The 22,124-nt window shown below is 44.0% G+C and carries 15 protein-coding genes, 2 tRNA genes and 1 pseudogene; 13 read left to right on the plus strand and 5 right to left on the minus strand.

Annotated elements, in window-relative coordinates:
• Window positions 1-163 (plus strand): annotated as a pseudogene (locus AAA943_RS21960) (IS30 family transposase); the annotation flags it as partial.
• Between the two features lie 151 nt (window positions 164-314).
• Here AAA943_RS21960 and AAA943_RS21255 read toward each other — a convergent pair.
• The 5 genes from AAA943_RS21255 to AAA943_RS21275 all read right to left on the minus strand — a co-directional run bounded on the left by AAA943_RS21255 (window position 315) and on the right by AAA943_RS21275 (window position 4,390).
• Window positions 315-785: a JAB domain-containing protein gene (locus AAA943_RS21255; RefSeq protein WP_338226411.1), complete on the minus strand. Its 471-nt coding sequence runs from the start codon at window positions 783-785 to the stop codon at window positions 315-317.
• Between the two features lie 551 nt (window positions 786-1,336).
• Window positions 1,337-2,572 (minus strand): site-specific integrase, encoded by a 1,236-nt coding sequence (locus AAA943_RS21260; protein ID WP_338226413.1) that lies wholly within the window; start codon window positions 2,570-2,572, stop codon window positions 1,337-1,339.
• A 390-nt stretch (window positions 2,573-2,962) separates the two neighbouring features.
• A tRNA-Pro gene (locus tag AAA943_RS21265) sits at window positions 2,963-3,037 on the minus strand.
• 565 nt (window positions 3,038-3,602) lie between these two features.
• A complete protein-coding gene (locus AAA943_RS21270; protein ID WP_338226414.1) occupies window positions 3,603-4,001 on the minus strand; it encodes a DUF4174 domain-containing protein in 399 nt (132 codons plus the stop codon).
• 104 nt (window positions 4,002-4,105) lie between these two features.
• Window positions 4,106-4,390 carry a hypothetical protein gene (locus AAA943_RS21275; RefSeq protein WP_338226415.1) on the minus strand — a complete coding sequence of 95 codons (285 nt, stop codon included), beginning with the start codon at window positions 4,388-4,390 and terminating at the stop codon, window positions 4,106-4,108.
• Between the two features lie 496 nt (window positions 4,391-4,886).
• Between AAA943_RS21275 and AAA943_RS21280 the strand changes: the two genes are divergently transcribed.
• From AAA943_RS21280 to AAA943_RS21335, 12 genes are all read left to right on the plus strand, one after another.
• Window positions 4,887-5,624, plus strand: a complete 738-nt coding sequence (locus tag AAA943_RS21280; protein ID WP_338226416.1) for an SdiA-regulated domain-containing protein — start codon at window positions 4,887-4,889, stop codon at window positions 5,622-5,624.
• A 145-nt stretch (window positions 5,625-5,769) separates the two neighbouring features.
• Window positions 5,770-7,986, plus strand: coding sequence for a sodium-translocating pyrophosphatase (locus AAA943_RS21285; RefSeq protein ID WP_338226417.1), 2,217 nt, complete (start codon window positions 5,770-5,772; stop codon window positions 7,984-7,986).
• 719 nt (window positions 7,987-8,705) lie between these two features.
• The gene (locus AAA943_RS21290; RefSeq protein WP_338226418.1) at window positions 8,706-11,792 is read left to right on the plus strand and encodes a SusC/RagA family TonB-linked outer membrane protein; all 3,087 of its coding nucleotides are present in this window, start codon (window positions 8,706-8,708) and stop codon (window positions 11,790-11,792) included.
• A gap of 20 nt (window positions 11,793-11,812) precedes the next feature.
• Entirely contained in the window at window positions 11,813-13,225 is a 1,413-nt protein-coding gene (locus tag AAA943_RS21295) for a SusD/RagB family nutrient-binding outer membrane lipoprotein (protein WP_338226419.1), read from the plus strand.
• Window positions 13,226-13,287: 62 nt separating this feature from the next.
• A complete protein-coding gene (locus AAA943_RS21300) occupies window positions 13,288-14,586 on the plus strand; it encodes a D-alanyl-D-alanine carboxypeptidase/D-alanyl-D-alanine-endopeptidase (protein ID WP_338226420.1) in 1,299 nt (432 codons plus the stop codon).
• Window position 14,587: 1 nt separating this feature from the next.
• Window positions 14,588-15,598: a PDDEXK nuclease domain-containing protein gene (locus AAA943_RS21305; RefSeq protein ID WP_338226421.1), complete on the plus strand. Its 1,011-nt coding sequence runs from the start codon at window positions 14,588-14,590 to the stop codon at window positions 15,596-15,598.
• Window positions 15,599-15,601: 3 nt separating this feature from the next.
• Window positions 15,602-17,668, plus strand: coding sequence for a S9 family peptidase (locus AAA943_RS21310; RefSeq protein ID WP_338226422.1), 2,067 nt, complete (start codon window positions 15,602-15,604; stop codon window positions 17,666-17,668).
• Between the two features lie 2 nt (window positions 17,669-17,670).
• Entirely contained in the window at window positions 17,671-18,096 is a 426-nt protein-coding gene (locus tag AAA943_RS21315; RefSeq protein WP_338226423.1) for a DUF1801 domain-containing protein, read from the plus strand.
• Complete coding sequence (locus AAA943_RS21320; RefSeq protein WP_338226424.1) at window positions 18,093-18,836, plus strand: DUF1835 domain-containing protein; 744 nt, start codon at window positions 18,093-18,095, stop codon at window positions 18,834-18,836. The genes AAA943_RS21315 and AAA943_RS21320 overlap by 4 nt, the downstream gene beginning before the upstream one ends.
• A 50-nt stretch (window positions 18,837-18,886) precedes the next feature.
• Window positions 18,887-18,962: transfer RNA gene (locus AAA943_RS21325), tRNA-Gly, on the plus strand.
• A 46-nt stretch (window positions 18,963-19,008) separates the two neighbouring features.
• Entirely contained in the window at window positions 19,009-19,995 is a 987-nt protein-coding gene (locus tag AAA943_RS21330) for a GSCFA domain-containing protein (RefSeq protein ID WP_338226425.1), read from the plus strand.
• A gap of 94 nt (window positions 19,996-20,089) precedes the next feature.
• Window positions 20,090-22,120 (plus strand): thioredoxin domain-containing protein, encoded by a 2,031-nt coding sequence (locus AAA943_RS21335; RefSeq protein ID WP_338226426.1) that lies wholly within the window; start codon window positions 20,090-20,092, stop codon window positions 22,118-22,120.
• The last annotated feature ends 4 nt before the right edge of the window (window positions 22,121-22,124 follow it).

Here is a 22,124-nt window from a genome sequence, read left to right on the forward strand (position 1 = left end):
GATTAGAGCTTTCTTACCTAAAAAAACTGACCTCATTGAAATCTCAACAGAACAAATACAAGCAATCGAAGCTAAAATCAATAACAGACCCGTTAGAAAGTTTAATTACCTTAGTCCAATACAAAAACTCAAACAAAAATTAGGTGTTGCACTTATAAGTTGAACACGGCTAATCCTAGACAATAAAGTCAGCGAAGAAATGAAAGCCTTGAAGGAAATCCTAAACAGTAAATCCAATAAATCTTCAAAAGGCATCCGGAAACCCAGGTTCTGAAAAATTAAACGGTTTATCAGTTGAATAAAAAAAGGGATCACTATAGCTCCCCTTCGTCCGCAAAGGAATAATATCCTTCCAGCGTAACGATTACATGATCCAAAACAGGTAGATCCAAGGCCCTTCCTATCTCGGTCAACCTTTGAGTCAACCTTCTATCCTGTTCTGAAGGACCCAAGTTTCCAGATGGATGATTATGAGCTACAATCATGGATGAAGCATTTGCCTTCAATGCAGTTGCAAACACCATCTTGGCATCCACAACGGTCCCTGAAGTTCCACCACTACTGATAGTGCAGATACCCAATACCCGGTTGGCCCGGCTCAGCAACATCAAATGAAAATCCTCTACCAATTCAATACGATCCTTATTCCAAAACTCCAACAGCACCTGATAAACCTGACGCGAACAGGTTACCTTCGGCCTAAGGCTGGCTCTAACCTTACTGCTGTATCCGATGGTAATTTCAGCAACTGTTCCCAATTCGAATTTTTCTTTTAACGCTTCCATAATTTCCTTGATTTTGTTGAACATGAATTATGGAGGACCACCAGCTCAGAATGGAGCAAGGCCAAGAGGAAAAGGAATAAACCAGCGCGGGAATTTGCGGGAGAGCTTTATGCCGGAAGCTCTTGGCCGCTCCGAAAATTCTGAGCTAGCTTACTCCGGAATTCAGGTCACGACATCCCGTTTTTTAAAATCAGAATTCGAGAAAATGTACATCCAACACCTTCCAAAAATCAAAAAGCCTTTTCCGTCCACAGCTGTCGGCAATAGCCGGAGCGAGGGGAAGGAAAAGGCTTTTACTGATCGGTTTGTCCTCCCTTCTTTTTCCCGAAGAAGGCAGGATGAGGGAAAGAGAAGGAAGGTATCAAAAAAATAGTACCTAACTTTAGGGCTACTTTAAATAATGAATAATTAAAAGCCCCTATTAAACAGACAATTAAAATTTAAGCACTTGATATATTTTAGGCTAAAAGTCAAAACTAAAATAATATTTCAAATGAAAAGCAAGCACCTCCAATCCTGTCTGTACTTTGGAAAGAGCTGCCATTTCAGTTTTAGGGCTTTGACTTTGAACGGAGCCTTTTTTTTAAGTTTTCCATATCCTCGTTTAACTTAACCTCCATTACCCGAGCATATATTTGAGTTGTTGTAATTTTATTATGCCCTAGCATTTTACTTACTGTTTCTATAGGAACTCCATTCTGAAGAGTAACTGTGGTGGCAAAAGTATGTCTTGCCACATGAAAACTTAAGTTTTTCTCAATTTCACAGATATCGGCAATTTCCTTTAGGTAGGTGTTTAGCCTTTGGTTGCTAATAACCGGAAGAAGCAATCCCTTAACCTCCGCTCTGGGGTCTTCATTATATTTCTCAAGCACTTGTAATGCTTTCGGAAGCAATGGTATTTTAACAGGGGTATGGGTTTTATTCCTTTGTGTTTTTATCCATAGGTTGCCTGAAGGTCCATTTATAAGATGTTCTTTTCTTAAAGAAGCCATATCTATATAGGAGAGCCCAGTATAACACGCAAAAACAAATAAATCCCTAACCAATTCAATTCTTGGATTCTTTATATTCTTAGTCTCCAATCGATTTAATTCCTCTTCATTTAGATAATCTCTATCGTGCCGATTAAATTTGAATTGGTATTTGTCAAAGGGATTCTTTTCCAAAAGATCCATCTTTGATCCTAGGTTAAGGATTTTTTTAAACCTTTCCATATGCTTCATAATACCATTTTGAGTAAGTGGTCTTTGGTGATCGGTAGGCTTATGAGCTCTTAAATAATTCTCAAAATTCAACAAAAAGGCATAATCGATCTTATTTAAAAGCACATCCTCTTTCCTTTGTGAATCCCTCAAAAAGGTTTGGATATATTTTTTGGTGGTATAGTAATTCTTCATTGTCCCTTGCTTCAGAACAGGCCCCATAACTTGTTCATGATAGTCCACCAGCTTCATTAAGGAAAATCCCTCATCCTCTTTCCCCAAGACCAAATCTTTCAGGTTTTCAACATCAAAATGCTCACCATTAAGCATGAGTTCATGGTATTTGGACACAATCAATGACCTAAGTTCCTCCAGGAATTGATTTAGGCTTAATGCTTCTGGCAGATTGCCTTTTGCCACCCCTCTAGCTTGATTCCAATAGGTTTTTAGTATCTTCTTTTTCAAGCTAATCTCAGTGCGCCTTCCATCGACAGTAACACGGGCATAGAGGCTATAAACTTTTTCTTTTGCGTTTTTGGAACGTCCAACGAACTGAATTCCAAGAGTTTTCATTGGTTTCATCTTTTTTTGGTTAAGGTTTCACATGGCGGTAAAAATTATTCAGTATTGAAACCCAACTCAGGCAAATTCAATGAAGAACTTTGAACTTCTGATTTTCAAGAACTTATTCCAAATTGAAGAAATCACCAAGATTAAGAGAATGAATCAAAAAAAGACAAAAATCAGCCAATCTATGATATCTATTTTACTTAAAATACAAGAACCTAAGTTAATGAATTTCATTAATTTAAAGCACATCTGGTGAACTCTTTTTTTTGATTTCTTCGAGTTCACCGAATAGTTCACCAGAGATATGCCCTTTTTTGGCTTTTTTTGAACTTTCCTTAAAATGAAAAAACCTTGTAAATCATTGATTTACAAGGTTTTATTCAAATTTGAACTCCGTGTTCGTCGGGGTGACAGGATTTGAACCTGCGACCACACGCCCCCCAGACGTGTACGCTAACCGGACTGCGCCACACCCCGAATAATTTCAATTAAATTATTACAAATCTTCTTCCAGGATTTGAACCGGCGACCGTCCTGACTTCTGTCAGAATTCGCTAACCGTCCCCATGGCTATCGGGATGCGCCATAACCTGATTCGCATGCGAAATTAATCGATTTCTACAGGATTGCCAGATTTTATTATTCTTTTGATTGAGTTAAAGACCAACAAGCTCGTATTCAGGAATTTTTATTCACCATGGCCATCCAAATTCCGCTTTTTCGAAAATATAACCGGCTCTTTGGAGAGTGTACAGCAAACCGGACAACACACCGATTTGGAATTGATCTCCAACGCCTTTCTTAGCGCCTCATTTCCATGATTGTAGGGACCTAAATAATCCCGGTCGATTAAATCAGGAATATTCGGACATTCCTTCTCGTGAATTTCGTGGTTCCCGTCCGCATTCTGAATTGATGAGAGATAAAAGAATTTCATGGATATCATTAAGGTCAATAGGCCTCAAAAATACCGGTTCAGAAACTACAAAAACATACCCAATATTGGGTATTTTTCAACACTTTTTTGATCATTTTTCAACTTTCACCCTCCCTTACCTTTTCTTCTGATTTCTGATTGGCGCATAGGCATGGAATCAATTTGATTAAAAATATTCTTTGTCAAAGGCCATCCTACTCCCCAATATTTCTTTCCCCCGTCCAGACCGATAAGCACCCAATTTGAGGCCTTACCCCCTGCCTGTTTTTGCCCTACTTGTTGAATAAATGAATTTGGATCGACCAGTTGGGTACAATTTGTTTGAATAAGATTCCCTTTGGAATATACAAAGACCATCAGTTTTCTCTCTCCCAAGTCAGATTTCAATTCCTTTGAAAACCAATCCTCTTCCCCTCTACCCGCGTCGACTACTATCAATAATCGATTTTTACCTACAAAATCCCGAGGAGTCAAGGAATCCTGTCCGACAAATGTCCATATCATAATACCCAATAAGCCAACCCAGATCATACGTGATCAACTATTTGAGCATAAACATGTTTGAAGATCGTTGCCGGAAGACACCCCGGAGCATGACAAAAAACGACTTAACTATCCTTCAAAAACCGAATTAGTAAGGTCTCCCATTCCTCCGGAAGAGCCAAATTTGGCCGTTTTTCTCCTGCCTTTCCATACCAATAATCGGCATTCCAGAGATCCCCTTCCTTCCGGTGCAAGTAGGCATGAACCCTTGCCGCACTTCTTCCGGGAAGAGGGTCTATCACCTCATGGGCCCCAGCCCAATCTCCGGAATAATCCAGCCATAGTGCTTTCAATTCTGGAGAAAAGCAGGGGTCTGGCTTACTTAAGTTTTTAAATTCCTCTGCAGTCATACCATTTGAATTTTGACTTCCGGTAAAAATAACAGATGGAAATCAAATTGATAACTTTACCCATCTTGATAGGAAAACCAAAGCCAATAAGCTTATGCCTAACCCAATGGCCTAAGGAATCGTGTAACCAATTGAATGTCTTGGGAAATTTGACACAGCCTTAGCTAATCCTGTTTCAGGGATTATTAGGGGTCACCCACAGGAAATTCGATAAGAATGACTGCTTTCCCGTCAACCAAATGGATTGAAATCCTGCTGCACAGGAAGGAGACATTGGTCCTTCAAGTACGGGGACTGAAGGCCCTGCGGAGGAGTTTAAATCCCCAAAATACGAAATTTAGGATCATCCTACCTCTCAAACTTCAACTAGACTAGCATGAAGACAGCAGTTCATTTTTTTTTGGTACTAGTTCTTTTGGAATTGATTTCCTGTCAAACAACTCCGTCTCAAAAAATCAAGGATGAAAACTTTCCGAAAGGATACGACTTGAATACCATGAAAAAAATCCTACTTCCAAGAAAACTGCTGGAAATATCAGGAATTGCATGGTATAAGGGGGATATCCTTGGCATTGAAGACGAAAACGGAAGGCTTTATCGAATTCACCCTCAATCGGGAGAAATTCTGGAAGAAATGGAATTTGGAAAAAAAGGGGACTACGAAGACCTGTTGGTAAGAGGAGATACAGTATGGATTCTCAGAAGCGACGGTGACGTATTTTGGATCAAAAACCCGATGTCTGATTCCAGTGAAACAGGGCAAGTGAAGTTCAAGAAAAAAGGAACTAGAGATTTCGAGACACTTCTTTCATTTCCTGGGAAAAGGCCCATTATGCTCATCTGCAAATCCTGTGAGTGGGACAAAAAACAGCAAGCTTCAATATTTCAGCTGGACCCGCTTTTGGGCGAAACGGAAAAAGATCCTACGGAACGTAGATTTAGCACTCGTCCTGAAAACCTTCCTGATGGAAAAAAAATTCCCAAAGGGCTCTTAGCAAGGCCCTCGGCCGGGGCCGTTCATCCTTTGACTGGAGAAGTGTTCATCATTTCTTCTGCAGGAAAGTGGTTGATGATTTTAGACCAAGAATTTAATCCCAAGCAGGTTTTTAAGCTGAATTCATTACTTTTCAAACAACCGGAAGGACTCACTTTTGATCCTGAGGGCAATCTTTATGTCAGCAATGAGGGGTTCAAGGAAAAAGCCAATTTGCTCTTTTTCCCATACCAGCCCTGATTAATTAGTAAAATGGATAGCCTCCCCGAGCTCCATTTTCAATTTACAGGCTGATTTCCAACCTTTTTAAATCGGTCTTGGCGGGTATGGGATAAATTCTATCTTTGCCCAATTATTTACAAAAACCCAAATCAAAATAACATATATGGAACAAGCGCTGATTTATGTAGTCCCTGCGCTGGGACTGGTTGGTTTGCTGGTCATGGCGGTCAAGTCCGCTTGGGTGAGCAAGCAGGCAACCGGAGACGCCAACATGGTAGAACTGTCCGGTCACATTGCCAAAGGGGCCATGGCCTTTTTGAAAGCCGAATGGAAAATCCTCTTCTACTTCGTAGTGATTGCCGGGATTTTGTTGGCTTGGTCAGGAACTCTCGTGGAGACATCAAGTCCGGTGATTGCGCTCTCTTTTGTAATAGGTGCCGTTTTTTCCGCTTTCGCAGGATATATCGGCATGAATATCGCAACCAAAGCCAACGTAAGGACTACACAGGCCGCCCGAACCAGCCTAAAGCAGGCACTGAAGGTTTCCTTCACGGGTGGTTCTGTAATGGGATTGGGAGTAGCAGGATTGGCAGTTCTTGGTTTGGGCGCCTTATTTATTGTGTTTTATCAAGTCTATGTCCTTTCCAGCGGTGCCGATGTGAACGGCCTAGAAATGGAAAAAGCGCTGGAAGTCCTAGCGGGCTTTTCACTGGGAGCTGAGTCTATCGCCCTTTTCGCCCGTGTGGGCGGAGGTATTTATACCAAAGCAGCTGACGTAGGGGCAGACTTGGTGGGTAAGGTTGAGGCCGGGATCCCCGAAGATGATGTAAGGAATCCAGCCACCATCGCGGACAATGTGGGGGACAACGTAGGGGACGTAGCCGGTATGGGCGCTGATCTTTTTGGTTCGTACGTAGCCACCATTTTGGCTACCATGGTGCTAGGCCGCGAAATTGTCTCTCTGGATAATTTTGGAGGTATAGCTCCTATCCTTCTGCCAATGGTTTTGGCAGGCCTAGGGATAATTTTCTCGATCATGGGTATGGCCTTCGTGACAATCAAAGACGATCAGGGCGATGTACAGAAAGCTTTGAATATGGGCAACTGGTCCTCTATCGTATTCACCGGAATTGCCTCATTTTTTATAGTAAAGCATATGCTTCCTGAGACCTTATCTATCAGAGGATATGAGTTTACCAATATGGATGTTTTTTATGCAATCATCCTGGGTTTGGTGGTAGGTACCTTGATGTCTATCATCACCGAATACTATACTGCGATGGGAAAACGCCCAGTGCTGTCAATCATTAAGCAATCAGCTACCGGACATGCAACAAATATCATCGGTGGTCTTTCTGTAGGTATGGAATCTACTGTCCTTCCTATTTTGGTTTTGGCAGGGGGAATTTATGGAGCTTATGAATTTGCAGGACTTTATGGTGTAGCTATAGCAGCGGCAGGCATGATGGCAACCACTGCGATGCAATTGGCCATCGATGCCTTTGGACCTATTGCCGATAATGCTGGAGGTATTGCAGAAATGAGCCAGCTTCCAGAGGAAGTTCGTGGCAGAACAGACATTCTCGATGCGGTGGGTAATACTACAGCAGCTACAGGCAAAGGATTTGCGATTGCTTCGGCGGCTTTGACCTCCTTGGCCTTGTTTGCAGCCTTCGTAGGTATCGCCGGCATCGATGCGATCGATATCTACAAAGCAGACGTATTAGCGGGTCTTTTTGTCGGAGGGATGATTCCTTTCATCTTCTCTTCCTTGGCTATAGCTGCCGTTGGACGTGCTGCCATGGATATGGTGAATGAAGTAAGAAGACAATTCAGAGAGATCCCAGGCATCATGGAGTACAAGGCTAAACCCGAGTATGAGAAGTGCGTGGAAATCTCCACCAAAGCCTCAATCCGTGAAATGATCCTACCAGGGGCTATCGCATTGATTTCTCCTTTGATCGTGGGTTTTGCCTTTGGACCTGAAGTACTTGGCGGTATGCTTGCCGGTGTGACTGTATCCGGTGTATTGATGGGCATGTTCCAGTCCAACGCTGGAGGTGCTTGGGATAATGCCAAGAAGTCCTTCGAAAAAGGAGTAGAAATCAACGGAGAGATGTACTACAAAAAATCCGAACCTCACAAAGCTTCTGTTACAGGTGACACAGTGGGAGACCCATTCAAAGATACTTCCGGTCCTTCCATGAATATTCTAATCAAACTGATGTCGATCGTAGCCTTGGTCATCGCTCCTCATATATCCGAAAAAGCACACACTGCTGTGGTTGATGCGGAAATCTTCAAAAAAGAAGTGAAAAAAGAAGTCGTGATAGTCGATGGAAAGAAGACTGAAACCCTAACTGAAACCATCCTCAAATAAGGACTCAGGATTCTTTAGAAAAAAAGCTGTCAGGTAGTTTTCTCCTGACAGTTTTTTTTTGACCCTCCGAAGGTAAATGAGGCAGAAGACCAATCCATTTAAAAACTGGAAGAATCAGGGAAGTTCCCGGAGAAAAAGGGCTTCTCCCTAACACAGATCCTTTTAAATTTAAAAAAGGAAAATCGGTAATTGCTTCAAAAAGCAATTGATTTTCAACCGAATATCATTTTTTTGTGAAATTTTATTGATTTTTTGAACCAAATAGCTGCTGACTTTCATAAATTCAGGATTGGGAAATACAAGTTTATTTCCTTTATCTAGTGTAGATAGTGCACTTTTCATCAGAAACCAAAGCTGAAATCAGCAGTAAAAAGCTCACTATCACGTTCTTTTGTTTCTTTTTTGTCATCAACCAACCCAAGGTCTTCAAAGGGAAAAGGAAATAGAATCCTTCAAAAAGCAACTCCCTTTGTATAGGCCTGCAATCTCGCACAGACTTGTCTTTAGCCTGAATTTTCACCAAACAACAATCCAATTTTCCTAAGTCCAGCCAAAAAGGATTAGGACCAAAACCAAAATTAATCTCCAGTCTTCGTGAGATTTTTAAATTTTATTTAATTAAAACAGTATTATTCAAAATATAAATTCAAAAAATAACTTAAACTAGCTAAGCACAACTATTAAAATTTAGTTTAATTCAATCCCCAAAATCTATGCACATGAAAAAAATTTACCAGTTCATGCTGCTTTTCCTGTTCAGCTTATCGGCTTGGAGTTTCGCCCAGGCCCAACAAAGCATTTCGGGAAAAGTTACTACCCAGGAAGACGGCCTACCCCTGCCTGGAGTAAGCATCGTAGTAGACGGAACCACGAACGGAACTGTCACCGACATTGACGGAAACTACACGATTTCCGTACCCAATGCTCAAGCGGTATTGGTTTTTTCCTTTATAGGATTTCAAACCCAGCGGATTCCAGCGGGCAATTCTTCAACCCTCAATGTTGGTATGCGTGTGGAAGCTTCCCAGCTGGATGAAGTAATTGTGACAGCCTTTGGTATTTCCCAAGAGAAAAAATCTCTGGGGTATGCAGCTCAAAGCATTGATGCAGATCAAATCACCAAAACCCGGCAACCCAACGTCGTCAACGCATTGCAAGGCCAAGTAGCCGGTGTGCAAGTAACCAATTCCGGTGGTGCTCCAGGCCAATCTGCTCGAATCATCATCCGAGGTATCAACTCATTGGACCCTTCTGCAGACAACCAACCTCTTTTCGTAGTGGATGGGGTACCCGTAGATAACTCTACCATCGAATCGGGAGGTACTCCCCGAGGTATGTCCAACCGGATCGCTGATATCAATCCAAATGACATTGAGTCCATGTCTGTACTGAAAGGTGCTGCAGCTACGGCTCTTTACGGAGTGCGTGCAGCAAACGGCGCAGTCATTATCACTACCAAAAAAGGAAAAGAGGGTCAAGTCCGGGTAGACTTTAGTTCGTCCTTGGGCTTTGATCAATTGGTGAAAAAACCAAGGCTACAGGATGAATATGGGCAAGGCTTCAGTGGAGTAAGGGACGATAGTAGTTTTTGGCCTTCTTGGGGCGCTAATATTGCTGAGGAAAATGATCCTACCTATGTCTATCAAAACAACTGGGACCGGGCTTTTGATACAGGTATCCAATTTGACAACTCAATCAGTGTGTCTGGAGGAAATGAAAAGGCCACTTTTTACGGCTCATTGGGTCGCCTAGACCAAAATGGAATTATTCCTTTCTCTACTTGGGACAGAACGAGTGCCAAGCTTTCAGGAAACATCAAGGTGAGCGAGAAATTCAACTTTTCCGGCTCGATGAATTACATCAACTCCGGAGGAAATCGTGTGCCTCATGACCGATTCCTGGAGCGGATGATGTACTGGTCAGAGACCACCGATGTAAGAGACTACATCAACGAAGACGGAACCATGAAGACCTATGGCAATACCAATCCGATCTACGACGCCCGGTTTGCCACCTTCGAAGATAATGTCAACCGAATCATCGGCAATATCAATCTAAACTACAGTCCTACCGACTGGCTTACCTTCTCCTATCGTTTGGGAATGGATAGCTATTCCGATTCCCGGACAGAAATCACCCCAGGTCCAAAAGGCATCGACGGGGAAGTGGCCTTGAGCTCGACAGGGTTCATTGAAGAAAACAGAATCAACAGCCGAGACCTCACCTCCAACTTCTACATCACGCTCAAAAAGCAATGGAACAGCGACTGGAATACCACGCTGAGATTGGGAAATGATGTTTTCGAAAGAAAATTTGACCGGGTGACTGCAAGAGGGGAAAACTTTGTGATTCCTGAATTTTACAACCTAAACAATACCACACAGATTTTCGCCTCTCAGGGTCAAAGCATCCGTCGATTGGTTGGCTTCTATGGAGACTTGATGGTCGATTACAAAAACTTTCTCTTCCTGAACATCACCGGAAGAAATGACATCTCCTCCACCCTGCCGGTCAATAACAACTCCTTCTTCTATCCATCTGTCAATCTGGGCTATGTGTTCAGCGAAAACTTTGATCTTCCATCCTGGGTGACTTTTGGAAAGCTGAGAGCTTCTTGGGCACAGGTAGGTAAGGATACCAATCCGCATATCCTCGGGGCAACGTTTGTTTCTCCGGCAGTCTTCCCACTGAATGGTCAAGTTGGATTTTCAAGAAACTCCGTTTTCGGAGATCCCAATCTTCGCCCTGAGTTGACTACCTCCATTGAATTTGGAGCCCAGTTGGCCTTTTTTAACAATCGGGCAAACTTGGATGTAACCTACTACAAGACCAACTCCGAGGACCAGATCATTCCTGTACCTATTTCAGACGCCACAGGATTTTCATCTTACATCACCAATGCCGGAGAGATAGAAAACCGAGGCTGGGAGTTTGTAATTGGAGCCACTCCTATCGAGCGAGGAGATTTCCGATGGAATGTTTCTGCTAATTTGACCACCAACACCAACGAAATTGTCTCAATCCGTGAAGGGATCGACCAGATTGTGGTGGGTTCTCAGTTTGGCTATGTGGGAAGTACAGTGACCATGATCCTGAAAGAAGGTCAGGCCTATGGCAATATCTACGGAAGTAGCTATGTCCGTCCCGGTGCTCCCGAGGGGACCGAAACCTTGGACAGAAATCTTCCCCAGCTGATTGGGGCCAACGGATTCCCGGTAAGAAATGGATCCCAATTGATTCTGGGTAATGCAGTTCCAAAATTCTTTGGGGGACTTAGAAATGACTTCAGCTACAAGGGACTGGAGCTCTCCTTCCTGATTGATTTCCGATCCGGTCTGGAGCAGTACAACCAGTTTTCCAATTTCCTTTCCGCCTTCGGAAAGCAGGAGGATTCTGAACGCAGAAACGACATCGTCGTATTCCCCGGTGTTTTGGCTGATGGGTCCCAAAATGCAAAAGAAGTATGGCTGGGCCAAGGAATAGGCCCTGATGGAGTAAACTACGGCGCAGGTTATTGGAGAAATCACTATCGAGGTGTATCTGAAAACTTTGTAGGCGACGCCAGCTTTATCAAGCTTCGGAATATCACCTTGGCTTACAATCTTCAGCCCAATGTGTTGGAAAGGACCCCTTTCCGTACGGCAAGAATTTCCCTTGCAGCAAACAATATCATCCTATCTACGCCATGGGATGGATTTGATCCGGAATCCTTCTCTGCAGGAGCCGGAGGAAATGCCGTGGGCTTTACTGGCCTAGGCTTCCCTGGAGTACAGAGTTACTTCGTGACGTTGAATTTGGGATTGTAAACTTTTAAACTTCAAGACAGATGAACTTAAAAAACAAATTATATATCGTTTTGGGGGCAGTAGTTCTACTTTCCTCCTCAGCCTGTGAGTCCTTTTTGGATGTCAATGAAAATCCAAATAACCCTGAGGACGCACCGATTTCAGGTCTTTTGACTAACAGTACTTATGAAACCTCGCTCAATGTACAGCGGATCGCGAGCACGAGCAGTTTCTATGTGCAGTACCTTGCTTCGCCCAACCCGGCTAGCGGAGCGGACGTGATGGACCCATTGGATTTCAGCGGCACTTGGTTTAGCTTGTATAATGTCATGACGGATATCAATGAAATTATCCGCAAAGCTGAGGAGTCAGGCGCAAATCATTACCTGGGTGCCGGACAGATTCTGATGGCACTCAATCTGGGCATGACAGTGGACATCTTTGGGGATGTACCTTTCTCCCAAAGCTTCAACTTCGAGACAGTCACTCCTGCCTACGATGACGATCAAGAACTCTATCAGCGGATTCTTCAGCTTTTGGATGAGGGAATTGCCAATCTTCAGGGGGAAACTTCCATCTCCATGGGTGGAGATGACTTCATCTATGGAGGAAATGTGGCCAATTGGATCAAATTTGGTCACACGCTCAAAGCGCGCTTCCTAATGCATACCAAAGGAACGCCTACCTACAACGCAAATGAAGTATTGACCGCGGTAGCTAATGGCTTTCAGTCCAATGAAGACGATGCCGCAGTGGTTTTCTTCGAGCAGCGCTTCAACCCTTGGGCCCAAGTGGCTATCAATAATGAAAACCTGCTTTTGGGCGGTTGGATTTCGGAGCAGTTTGTACAGGCATTGGATGGAACGAGCTATCCTACTGTGGACCCCAGGCTTCCTTTGATGATTGGTACCACCGATGATGGGGAGTTTGTAGGAACAGTGAATGGAGAAGGACGAGGAGATGCCCCTGAGCAAGGTGCCAGATCTACCTTAATTCCTGGACAGTTTTATACCTCTACCACCTCCCCGCTTTTGATTGCAACCTATGCCGAGTTGAAGTTTATCGAGGCGGAAGCTGCATTACCTACCGATCCAGCAAGAGCCTATGCAGCCTATCTCGCCGGAATCGAAGCACACATGGATATGCTCGGCGTATCGGATGAGGCCAAAACTGCCTACTTAGCTGACGAAAGTGTAAGTGTTGGTGCGGGAGCCATGACCCTGGATATAATCATGAAGGAAAAATGGGTGGCTATGTTCCTACATCCGGAGACTTGGAATGATGCCCGAAGATTTGACTATGGATACAAGGACATGACTTTGCCTGAAAACCTAAATCCGAATCTCAATGGAAACTACATCCGTAGACTCGCCTATCCGGACAGTGAAGTCAGTAGAAATGGCAACAATGTGCCTTCGGTGACTTTACTTGACCGAATTTGGTGGAATCAATAAGTAATCTTACCATTCATGAAGTCTCCTGTCTAAAAGCAGGAGACTTTTTTTATTTTAAACCTATGAAAAGAATTCTACTAGCACTACTTGTCCTTGCGAGCTCCTGTACGGTACAAAAAATCAACAAGTCACTCACTAAATCGCCTGTTTTCCAGAAAGGCCATTTGGGCTTTATGCTGGTGGATCCGGCAAAAGACAAGCCTTTAGTCGCCATCAATGAGGATAAGTATTTCATCCCTGCTTCCAATACCAAGCTGTTCACCTTTTATGCTTCCTATTCCGTTTTAGGGGATGGCAGGATCAATGGATTGAACTATTTGGAAAAAGGGGATTCGCTCATCTTTTGGGGTACAGGTGACCCTAGCCTACTCCATCCGGATTTCAGGGACAGCACAGTCATTGATTTTTTGAGGAAATCAGACAAGCAGCTCTTTTTGGTGGACAATTTCGACGAGGTGGATGCCTTTGGACCGGGTTGGTCCTGGGATTGGTACAATGCCTACTATGCCACCGAGCGATCCGCTTTTCCGATTTACGGCAATGTGGTGCGCTTTTCAAAGGATTCAACTCAGTCGGGTTTCGATACTTATCCAGTCTACTTTGAGCAAAAACTAAGTCCTAAACCTGGGCCACCCTCCTCCCTTACTTTTCAAAGAGATCGGTTCAAAAACGACTACAGCTATTTCACTCCAGCATCCAGCAAAAACTTCGAGCGGGACATCCCATTCATTACTTCAGCAGAATTTGCCGCAGAGCTATTGACAGAAAAAACAGGCAAAAAAGTCAATCTGATATTCGGGGAAAAATACCTTTCCCAAGATCCCAAAAAGCTCCAAACCGCACCTGCTGACAGCATCTATGCCCAGATGATGAAAATCAGCGACAACTTCCTCGCAGAGCAGCTGATGCTTTTGGTTTCCGATCAGCTCAATAATCGCCTGAGTACGCGGGAAGCCATCGATTATGCGAAAGAAAACCTGCTCAGTGACCTTCTTGATGAGCCCATGTGGTACGATGGCTCTGGTCTTTCCTCCCGGAATATGTTCACTCCAAGGTCAATTATCGCCCTTCTGAGCAAAATCAGAGCGGAAGTCCCACTGGAAAAAATCAAAGCTTACTTCCCGGCGGGTGGGGAATCCGGAACCATCCGCAGTTGGTACCCGGCAGATGAGGGACAGCCTCCTTACATCTATGCCAAAACGGGCACCTTAAGTATGTCCAATGCCCTGAGCGGCTATCTGATCACCAAAAGCGGGAAAATTCTTCATTTTTCCTGCCTGATGAATAATTATCAGATCTCAGCAAATGACCTGAAAACCGAATTGCAAAAGGTGCTGTATTTTATCCACGATCGATATTGATATGGAATATCCTGACAACCATTCCAAATATTCACATCTGAAAAGTGAAATCAGCCAGCTTTTAAAAGCTGGGAGGGAACAGGCCGGCCGGGCAGTCAATAGCATTTTGGTACAAACCTACTGGCATATCGGAAGGCACATCGTGGAATTTGAACAGGGTGGAGAAGCAAAATCGGAGTATGGATCCAATCTTCTGGATCGACTTTCCCGGGACTTGACATTGGAATTTGGGAAGGGTTTTAGCAGATCAAACTTAGTATATATGAGGAAATTTTTTTTAAGCTTTCCAATTAGTGAGACACTGTCTCACAAATTGAGCTGGAGTCACTATTTTGAAATTCTTAAATCCGACGAAGCGCTTGAAATCAGCTTTTACTCTAAACAATGCGAAAAAGAAAACTGGTCTGTACGGGAACTCAAGCGTCAGATGAAGAGTATGCTTTTTCATAGACTCGCATTAAGTAAGGCCAAGGAAGATATTCTTCATTTATCCCAAAAGGGAGCGGAACTACAGCAGGCAAAGGACCTGATCAAAGATCCTTACGTATTTGAATTTTTAGGTTTAAAAAGCCAAACCAACTACACAGAAGGCGAGCTCGAAACCGAATTGATTAAGAATCTTCAAAGCTTTCTACTTGAATTGGGAAAAGGTTTTGCCTTTATTGGTAAACAGTACCGGATCAGCTTGGCCAATCGCCATTTCTATGTGGATCTTGTTTTCTACCACCGAATCTTAAAGTGCTTCGTTCTCATTGATTTAAAAAGAGGGGAAATTGACCATCAGGATATTGGTCAAATGAACCTTTACCTGAATTACTTCAGAAAAGAAGAAAATGTGGAAGGTGATAATCCTCCAATTGGGATTGTCTTAGGCGCTTTTAAAGACCATATTCTAGTAGAATATGCCACCGAAAATATCAGCAACCAACTCTTTGTAAGCAAATACCAACTCTATCTTCCTGAAAAAGAAGAACTCGCCCATGAACTCGAAAGACTCCTCACCAAAGACTAAATCATGAAAATCCGCCTCTTATGCCTTCTTTTCCTTTCTTCTTACACTTTAGCCCTATCCCAATCCTTCACCATGGAGCAGATGGGCAAATTCACCTTTCCATCCGAACTCACCGCTGACCAATCCGGAACCCAACTCGCCTGGGCCATGTATGAGCAAGGGAAACGCAATGTATACTATGCCAAAGCTCCGGACTTCACCCCTGTCAGACTAACCGCCTTTGACAAAGATGATGGACAGGAAATCAGCAGCCTGACTTTCACCCAAGACGGAAAACACCTCGTTTTTGTCCGAGGAGGCGATCATGGGGGCGGAAACGCTTCCTCCACCGTCAATGCAGAAAATCTCCCTCAATTACCGAAAGTGGAAATCTGGAAAATCGATATCCAAAGCCAAAAGGCGAATCCGATCGTTGAGGGAGATGACTTCAAGCTAAGCCCGACAGGAGAAATCCACTACCTCAAAGGTGGCCAAGCCTGGAAAATCAGTCTCACTCATGGAGCAAAAGCTAAGCAGGTTTTCCAAATCAAAGGGAATGTAAACTCGATGGAGTTTTCACCGGATGGAAAAAATCTAGCCTTCACTGTCAGTCGAGGCGGTCATCAATTACTGGGAATCTATCGGGATGCTGCTACTCCGATTCAGTTCATTGCTCCCTCCTTCCACCGCTATTCCCAACCCAAATGGTCTCCGGATGGAAGCAAAATTGCATTTATCAAAACACTCGGAGGTGAGGGAGCGGCCTTTCCCCTTTTGGAGCCCAGACATAGCCCATGGGAAATCTTGCATGCGGATGTAGCTACTGGAGAAGCTGAAATGCTTTGGAAAGCTCCCGAGACACTCAGAGGCTCTTACCGCTACTTCTTTTTTTCTTATCCCAATGAAAAAGAGCTGGTTTTTGAATCTTACCATGACGGTTGGCAGCATTTGTATTCCTTGGATTTGCAAAGCAAAAAAGAGACGCTCCTGACCCCCGGCGACTACATGGTGGAGCAGATCAAACTCAGTCCCAATGGACAACGGGTTCTTTTTTCAGCCAATCATGGCCCAAATGAAGCAGACAAAGACCGCAGGCATATCGGATCAGTGGACTTAGCCAGTAAAAAACTGACTTGGGAAACCCAAGGAGAAGGAATCGAAGCCTATCCAGTGGCTTTAGCAGATGGAAATCTTGCCTATTTCTCCGCAACTACTCAGCGGCCTCATTTGGTGACAGTAAAAAAAGCAGGACAAACCCAATTGCTTCAGGAGAATTTAATTCCTTCTGACTTTCCCTTAGCAAAACTCGTCACTCCCAAACAAGTCAAATTCACTGCACCTGATGGTACAACTGTTTATGGACAACTTTTCGAAAAAGAAGGCGGCCCCAGCCAAAAACCCGGAGTTGTCTTTGTCCACGGAGGACCTCAGCGTCAGATGCTTTTAGGCTGGAGCTACATGGATTATTACAGCAATACCTATGCATTGAATCAGTATTTGGCCGAAATGGGATTTGTGGTATTGTCAGTGAATTTTAGGCTTGGGATCGGCTATGGTTATGAATTTCATCGACCGGCTTTTGGGTACTATCAAGGAGCCGTAGAATATCAAGACATCAAAGCCGGAGGAGAGTTTTTGGCCGATTTACCCCAAGTGAATGGGGAAAAAATCGGAATTTATGGAGGGAGCTATGGAGGTTATTTGACTGCTTTGGCTTTGGCTAGAGACTCGGATTTGTTTAAAGTCGGAGTGGATATCCACGGCGTACACGATTTGGATGGGCGATACGATTTGCCGGAAGGATACGAAGTTGCGCCTGATTATGAAAAAGCTTTGGAAACAGCCTGGACCTCCTCCCCGATTGCGGATTTGGATACTTGGAAAAGTCCAGTTCTCTTCATCCACTCGGACGATGACCGGAATGTCAATATCAGCCAAACCACCGATCTGATCCGTCGATTTGAGGAGTTGAAAAAACCGTATGAATCGATCCTTATTCCCGGGGATACGCACCATTGGATGAAGTGGGAAAATATGATCCGAGTCTCGAAAGAAACGGCTACCTTCCTTCAAAAGCACTTAATGAACTAACCATGGCAGAAAACAAAACCCAGCCGACCGATGCTTCTGTGGATGATTTTATCAATCAGGTAGAATCTCCCAAAAAAAGACAGGATGCCTTCCGGATCAAAAAAATCATGGAAGAAGTCACCGGAGAAAAGGCCGTGATGTGGGGGCCCTCCATCATCGGTTTTGGAAGCTATCACTACAAGTATGAAAGTGGACGGGAAGGAGATTTTTTGATAGTGGGTTTTTCGCCCAGAAAAGCATCTATTTCCTTGTACGTGATGGGATGCATGCACGAGGATTTTGATTTTTCTCTGGATAGCTTGGGAAAAGTCAAAACAGGCGCTTCCTGTATTTACATCAATAAGCTGGAGGACATCAAGGAGGATGCTTTGAGAGAATTGATCGCGAAAGGATACCACTACATGAAATCCAAATACCCTACCCGATGATTTTTCACATCCTCAATGGAGATGCATTGTTAGCGCAATTCCCGGATGAAATTTCCGGAGAGCGGATCGTTTTCAGAGAATGCCTGATTGACGGACCCGTTAGGGCTGAATCTGGCAAAGAGCTTTGGGAAGTTCGGGCGGAATTCATTCACCTAACGTATCCAGAATTTTCTCATCCCGATTACGAAAAACACTCCTACCAAGAAATCCTAAAAATCAAAAGTATCCCTCCTGACAGCAAGATTTACTGTTGGTTTGAGGAAGACCTCTTCTGCCAGGTTAATCTGTGGTTTGTATTCAACTACCTGAAAAACCATCCGGCAGAAGTCTTTTTGGTCTTGCCCTATCCGGATTCCCCTTATCATTTTTCCACTTTGGGCAAAAAAGAACTGATCGAGAGCTTTAAGAAAAAAGCACATACCATTAGTGCCAAAGAGCGGGAGGTATTAGGAGACCTTTGGATTCATTTTCAGAATGAAGACGTATTTGAGGCCCTAAAAATCGCAGATCTTTTTTCGGAAAGATTCCCTTTTCTCAAAGAAGCTGTCGAGGCATGGAGAGATATGATGCCAATTGGGGATTACCCAGGCAAGCCAAAAGCCACCCTCCTTGATATTCAAAAGGAGTTGGGAACCAGCAGTTTTCCTGAGATTTTCAGTGAATTTCAAAGGAGGCTACCCATCTATGGATTTGGAGATTTGCAGTTGAAAAGGATGGGGAAAGAACTTGGGATTTTTTAATTCTGCTTCACTTGCAAATCAACTTTCATTCATCATAAATTTGAAAAAAAGCGGGTGTAGCTCAGTTGGTAGAGCGTCAGCTTCCCAAGCTGAAGGTCGTGAGTTCGAGACTCATTACCCGCTCCAAGGCATCCCATGTGATGCCTTTTGTTTTTTGTCGTAACTTCAAGGCATGCGTTGGTCACTTGATTTTCCCATCCCTGATTCTCCTTTTCCCATCACCCATCAGAGCAAAATCCTCAGTTTGGGTTCCTGCTTTGCCCAGGTAATCGGCACAAAAATGCAGGAAAGCAAAATGAATGTACTGGTCAATCCCTTTGGGACCATTTTCCATCCCAAAATCCTTTCCCAACTGCTGGACTATGCCTTGTTTCAGGACCCGATCGCCGAATCTGGCATTTTGGAGCGGGAAGGTCTGTTTTTCCATTATTCAGCCCATTCGGATTTGGTAGGGAAAAGCAAAGAAGAGCTTTCCCAGCTTTGGAAGGAAAAAATAGAGCAAACCCACTACTACCTTTCCTCAGGAACCCACTTGATTTTGACTTTTGGTACGGCTTGGATTTATGAGCACCATGAATTCGGTGCGGTAGCTAATTGCCACAAACAGCCTCAAAAGTTGTTCGAGAAAAGACTCTCCAAGCTAGAGTCCATGCTATTCGACTTGGATACAACCTTGGGCAATTTTTCCCGGGTTTTCCCGAATCTGAAGATTATTCTGACCGTCAGTCCAGTACGCCATATCAAAGACGGGATTGCTGAAAATCAGCTCAGCAAGAGTTTGCTCCGAGTCCTCTGCCACGAATTGGAAAAGAGATTTCCCAGTGTCCACTATTTTCCTGCTTATGAGATCATGATCGATGAATTACGGGATTACAGATTCTATAAATCCGATCTTATTCATCCCAGCGAAGAAGCGGAAAACTACATTTGGGAGAAATTCTCTGACAGCTTTTTCGATTCAGAAACCCGCCAAAAAAATATTGAAATCCAAAAGATCAGACAAGAACTTGCGCATCGCCCCCTGAATCCAGACAGTATTTCCCATCAAAACTTCCTGAGAATTCTCTTGGCCAAGCTGGAACGATTGAATGGAGAATTTGATTTTTCAAAAGAACTGAAATCAATTACTGAAAAACTAAATCCCCCTAGCCCCCTTTGAAAAGGGGGAATTTGATCCTATTCCTATTGTAGATTCAATTACAAATTTGGGGATGGTTTCCAATCTTTCAATTTTGCAATCTTCCAATTTTCCAATGTCCACCAACCGTCTCATCCATTCCCAGTCCCCTTATCTCCTTCAACACGCCCACAATCCGGTAGATTGGTACCCTTGGGGCCCGGAAGCGCTCAGAAAAGCAGAAGTAGAAAACAAACCGATATTGGTTTCCATCGGCTACTCGGCCTGCCATTGGTGCCATGTGATGGAGCGGGAGAGTTTTGAAGATCAGATCACGGCGGATTTGATGAACGAACACTTTGTCTGCATCAAAATCGACCGGGAGGAGCGCCCCGATATTGACAACATTTACATGGACGCAGTGCAGGCGATGGGACTGCAGGGCGGTTGGCCACTGAATGTGTTCCTCATGCCCAATCAGAAACCATTCTACGGAGGCACCTATTTTCCCAACCTGAAATGGAAGCAATTGCTGGCCAATATTGCAGATGCCTTTGCGAAGCATGAAGATCAGTTGGCCGAAAGCGCAGAGGGATTTGGACGTAGCCTGAGCAGGAAAGAGACGGAAAAATATGGCATTGAAGCCGGAGAAAACCTCCTTGAGCCCGATGAACTGATAGAAATTGCCACTAAGCTTTCGGCACAGTTTGATAGCGAATGGGGAGGCATGAACCGAATTCCCAAATTCCCCATGCCTGCCATCTGGAATTTTGCCTTGGACTTCGCAGTCCTTTCAAAAAATGAATCTTGGAAGGAAAAGGTCTTCTTTACCTTGAAAAAGATCGGAATGGGAGGAATCTATGATCACCTTCGGGGCGGATTTGCCCGGTATTCTGTAGACGGAGAATGGTTTGCCCCCCACTTCGAAAAAATGGGCTATGACAATGGGCAGCTCTTGGAGCTTTATGCCAAGGCCTATCAAGCCAGCCTAGATCCTCTTTTTCTGGAGAAAGTGAAAGAAACCGTCAACTGGATAAAGGCAGAGATGCTCCAGGAAGAGGGTGGATTCTACGCTGCCCAGGATGCAGACAGCGAGGGAGTGGAAGGAAAATTCTACACCTGGACCTATGTCGAACTCCAAAGCCTCGTCGGCGACGAGATGCCTTGGTTTGCCAAGCTATACAATCTGAAGCCTCAGGGAAACTGGGAGGATGGGGTGAATATTCTCTTTCAAACCAAGGAATATGCCCAGCTTGCCGCTGAATTCGGGATAAATGAACAAGAGCTGATTTCAAAATTGAATGTACTTAAACACCGAATCTTGGAGGTCAGAAACCAAAGGATTTTCCCTGGTAAAGACGACAAAGTGCTGGTGGGTTGGAATGCCATGCTGGATGCAGGACTGATTCAGGCCTATTTTGCTACCGGAGATCCCGAAATGCTAGACCTGGCTTTGGATAACCTGGAGTTTATCCGGAAAAAGCTGATTACAGATGGAGTTTTGAAACGATCCTACAAAAATGGAGAGGCCTACACCCCAGCCTTTTTGGAAGATTATGCTGCGCTTATCCGTGCTTTGCTTTTCGCTTTTGAAGCCAGTGGAAAAGCAATTTATTTGGATTGGGCAAGTGATCTTACCGAAACTTGCCTAAGCGAGTTTTTTGACGAAAGTGATGGCTTTTTCTACTTCAACAACCCTAATTCCGAAAAGCTAATTGCCAATAAAAAAGAACTATTCGACAATGTAATTCCAGCCTCCAATTCGGTCATGGCCCGAAACCTTCACCGGCTTAGCCTACTCACCTATGAGGAAAAATACGGAGAAATCGCCCGCAAAATGCTGGGAGGAATGAAGGATTTGATCACCAAAGAACCCGGATTTCTCTGCAATTGGGCCAATTTGTACCTGGAAATGCTCGTTCCGACTGCAGAAATCGCCATTGTGGGAAAAGGAGCACAGAAGCTTTCCCTAGAGCTCAGAAACACCCTTTTTTCCAACTCAGTCCTTGCATGGTCGGAAGTTCCGACAGAAACTGCCCCGATTTTATCCGGAAAGACAGCCGATTCGGAGGGAAATGCCTTAATTTATGTATGTTTTGACCGAGCCTGTCGGAGACCGGTAAACACGGTTACAGAAGCCCTATCCCAATTACCTTATTTAGCCTAGTTTG

This window comes from Algoriphagus confluentis, assembly GCF_036245625.1.
Classification (GTDB): Bacteria; Bacteroidota; Bacteroidia; order Cytophagales; family Cyclobacteriaceae; genus Algoriphagus; species Algoriphagus confluentis.